This window comes from Protofrankia sp. Cas3, assembly GCF_963555955.1.
Classification (GTDB): Bacteria; Actinomycetota; Actinomycetes; order Frankiales; family Frankiaceae; genus Protofrankia.
This window is the reverse complement of record NZ_CAUVXP010000272.1, coordinates 1-4,060: the sequence shown is the minus strand read 5'-3', so window position 1 is coordinate 4,060 and position 4,060 is coordinate 1. Positions and strand designations below refer to the sequence as shown.

At 65.8% G+C, this 4,060-nt stretch carries 4 protein-coding genes; all 4 read right to left on the bottom strand.

The window, feature by feature from the left end; all coding sequences use genetic code 11:
• Positions 1-734: glycosyltransferase family 2 protein (locus tag U9983_RS26910; protein ID WP_322756698.1), on the bottom strand; the 734-nt coding region annotated here is incomplete at its 3' end.
• Positions 731-1,609 (bottom strand): WecB/TagA/CpsF family glycosyltransferase, encoded by an 879-nt coding sequence (locus U9983_RS26905; protein WP_322756697.1) that lies wholly within the window; start codon positions 1,607-1,609, stop codon positions 731-733. The genes U9983_RS26910 and U9983_RS26905, both read right to left, overlap by 4 nt.
• A gap of 427 nt (positions 1,610-2,036) precedes the next feature.
• On the bottom strand, positions 2,037-3,389 hold the full coding sequence (locus tag U9983_RS26900; RefSeq protein WP_322756696.1) for an O-antigen ligase family protein: 1,353 nt from the start codon (positions 3,387-3,389) through the stop codon (positions 2,037-2,039).
• A 68-nt stretch (positions 3,390-3,457) separates the two neighbouring features.
• Positions 3,458-4,060, bottom strand: a 603-nt coding sequence (locus U9983_RS26895; protein WP_322756695.1) for a hypothetical protein, incomplete at its 5' end; no start/stop codon positions are given.

The window sequence follows — 4,060 nt, the reverse complement described above, 5'->3', positions numbered from 1 at the left end:
GGTACGTAGCGCAGCAGGAAGCCGTGATCACGAGCGCGGAGGATGAAGTCGGTCTCCTCCGAGTACAGGAAGAACGACTCGTCCCAGGGGCCCACCGCGTCCAGGCACTCCCTGGAGATCAGCATAGCGGCGCCGGTTGCCCAGTCCGCGACCTGGGGCGAGGCGTACAGACGGTCGTCCATGACGACCTCACCGAGCGTCGCCGTCCGCCCGGATCGCTCACCACCGAGCACCGCTTCGCCCAGCGCCCGAAGCACCGTGGGCTCACGGCGCAGCGAGTGGTGCAACCGACCTTGATCATCGCGCAGTCTCGGGACGCAGATGCCGGTGTCGAAGGGCCGCAGGGCGTCCCACAGCGCCGTGACACTGCCCCGGTCGAGCTGCACGTCGGGATTGATCACCAAGGCCGCCCGCCGCGGCTGCACGGTGGCAAGGCCGGCGTTGACACCCGCCGCGTACCCGTTGTTCACGCCGGTCTCCACAACCAGCGCATCCGGGTTGGCCTTGCCGACCAGAACCGTCGTGTCATCGGTCGAGCCGTTGTCGACGACCACGACCTGCCACGACAGCCCACCCCGAGCACCCGCCGCGAAGGCCCCGGGCAGCGCATCCAGGCAGTCCACAATGACCTCGGCGCTGTTGAACGTGACGACGACCACCGTCACGTCCGGCTGCGTCCCGGCAAGCGATGCCGGTATCTCGACGGAGCCGGCTGGCTCGCGGTCAGCGGTCACCGTGATGCCTCGGCCTGCGGGGTCAGCCCGCCGTGGGATGCCGGCTGACCCTGGCGGAAGATCCATGACTCAGCCGGGACCGGGTACGCGCCGGCGAGGACGCGGCGCCGCAGCCGAAGCTGGGCCGGTGGCTGCCTACTCACCAGCGTCCGCCAGATGAACAGTGGATTACCGACCAGGTAGCGGCGCCACATCCGGCGTGGCTCGACGCTGAGGCGCCACACCCATTCCAACCGGTTCTTGATCATCCAATCCGGGGCACGCGGCACCCGGCCGGCTGTGAAGTCGAGAAAGGCGCCCACCCCGACCCCGAGGCGCACGCCGGTGGCCTCCAGATAGCGGTCCAGCCAGAGTTCCTGCAGCGGGTTCCCGAGTGCGGTCACCAGCAGATCGGCCCGTGCTGCCCTGATCTCCTCGACAACCGAGTCCGGATCGTCCGCCCAGCCAAAGCCGTCCCGAACTCCGGCGATGCGTAGCCCCGGGATCCGTTCCCGCAGGACATCACCGGCCTGGCCGGCCACACCGGCACGACCGCCGAACAGGAAGACCCGATACCCCTGTTCAGCGGCGAGGGTGAGCAGCACCGGGGTGAAATCCGTACCGTTGAGGTTCGCGGCAAAGCGCAGCCCTCGCATCCTGGCTGCGACCGCGACACCGATACCGTCCGGCAGTACCAGGTGAGCCCGCTGCAGCGCAGCCCGGTAGGCGACGTCGGTGTAGGCGAGATTGAGCGAGTGCGCGTTGACATAGGCGACGAGCGCGGGTCGGGGATCCTCCATCGCTGCCCGGACGGCGTTGCGCGCGTCGGCGACCGTGAGACAGACCAGGGGGATGCCCTGTAGCTCGATTGAGGGGAAGGACGCGTTATCCTCCACCGCTCCACGCAGCATGCCCCGAACGAACCGGCTGCGGCTCGACGGCAACCCACCTAACGATAACTCAGAATACCCGCCGGATTTCACCAACGGTTCACTCTCGCTACCCACGGTTATGCCAACGACGGCACAATCGTCGCGTGACTGGGCCCCCGTCATCCATCCCCCCCAGGTATGGCACACTCCCACCGGCCAAATCGAGCCTAGCAGATTCGACCAGGTACCCGTATCACCGGTCGCCGACCACGACCGGCGCCACGGACAACCCTCGCCCGGTATCGGGGAACCGCTCGCCAGGCCGGGGGGAAGTCTTCTGGGAGCGCGGCCTGAAGGCAGGGCCGGCAAGCCTTCCATGAATACAGAAAAAAGCCTGGTGAGAGTAGCCGTCAAGCCATGCGAGGGATAATCACGCAACCTACAGTACTGATCAACGGGCCGCACTACTCATCTGGTCGACCAAAGGCCGGGCGGTCGCAACCGAGGCGAGGGACGCACGAGGCTCCGGGCGGCCCTGCTCATTCTGATCATGAGGTTGACCCGACAACCGCCACATCGCGCCGGCGAGACCGATCAACAGGAAGAGCAGCCCACCACACATCGGGAAGCTGAGTGCGTCAAAGGTCGCGAAGCTGACCATTGCCGCGGCAATGGCCGCCGCGACCGCCTGGGCAAGATCCTTACGAATGGGGTCGTCGTTACGACGGCGTGCACCGCGCGCGGTGAAGATTCCGATCAGGAAGGTCAACAGCAACAGCACCAGGCCGACCAGCCCGGCATCCACGATGGTCATCAGATACTGGTTGTCCAGGAACCGGTACATGCTCGGAATGAACGTACGAAAACCCCGCCCGAACAGCGGATGCAACGCAATGTACTTCGCGGCCGCCGCATAGTCCTCGGTCCGGCCCTTGGTGCTCGGGTCGTTGCTGATGTTTGTGAACAGACTCGTGATCGTACCGAGCAGTCCGGGAATCATCAGTCGCATGCCGACGAGAAACAGCGGCATCACCTTGAGCGTGGCCAGGCGCCGCCGGCGGTCCCAGCTCGGAATGATGAAAAAGGCAACCACCGCGATGGCAAGAATTGCCGACCGTGACACCGACATGGGCAGCGCGACACCGATGCTGCCCGCGGCGAACCACCGCCGCATCTTCGCCTTCCCCGGCGGTGCGGCAAACGCGCGGCTCAGCGCGAGAGGAAACAGCATCGCCAGTACCACACCGAACTCGATCGGATGGCTCGCGGTCCCGGTGATCCGGCGGAATATGGACCGGGCGGAGATGAGATCAAGGGTCCCGTTGACCCGCAGACCCGGAACGTGGATGTAGCCGGCGATGTTGAGGCCGATCGAGAACTGCAGCATACCGAGGACCGCGAGGAAGACACCCATCCCGATGAGACGGCCGATCAGATCGTCCAACCGGCGCCACGACCGGATGCCGTCCGCGACTATCAGGGCCACACCGGCCCAGGTCGCCAACAGCAATAATCCACGGTCGGCGGCGCGGAGTTCCTCGGGGACGATATCCGGCCGCATCGCACCAGCCGCGTAACTTCCCAACACCATGGCGGACAGGAACACCATCGCAATACGGACCGGCTGTGGCCCCGATGCCACACCCCCGAAGGGCAGCATGACCGCGAGGATCCACCAGAACAGGCAGACCATTCCCAACAGATTGGCCGGCGTACCTGCGGCACCAAGAGGACCGAAGATCAGCTGTGACGGAATACCGAGAAGAAGAAGAACATAGAGCGACAACAAAGAGGTGACATCCACATATGGCAGATGAACACGGGGCGACATGCGCCGGGCGATACCGAAGGGCAGACCACGCATTGGCCGGCCTACTTGTCGGAACGGCGACGCAGGCCTACCAGAACCATCGTGGTCTCACGCGTGTCCCGTGGCTGCACCGGGCCCTGCTCCTCGTGGTCCCCCTCGTCATCCCAGTCCAGTTCCTCCAGATCCTCGGAACCAGGGTCGCCGCTGTCGTCTTCCTCCAGATCATCGACGCCGCGTCCCTTGGCGGACGTCCCGGACTTACGGGAACCGCCCCGCGACCGAGCTGCGCCCTTCGAACCCGCATCACCCCGCGAGCCGGTGGTGCGCCGGCCGCGGACCGCGGCGGCCAAGGCCGCGCGCCGGCCGGTAAAGGCCCCCTCGGCGACGAAACACATCGTGACCGATACAATGACACCGAGCGCGACTACACCGAGTAGCGCCCGAGTCTGGCTCCCGTGGAGTACATCGGGCTCGGTCGGGGAAATAAGCTGGCTGGCCCGGATCATCGCGTTCTTCGGCACGTTCTGCATGACCTGCAGCTTTTCAAGCTCGGTCCCGGCCACCTTCACCAGCACGGAGGCGGTGTTGGTCGCGGCGGCCGGTGAAGTGTCCGTGGCGGCAATCTCAAGAACCGGAGAACCGTCGGCTACCAGCACGATGGTGTA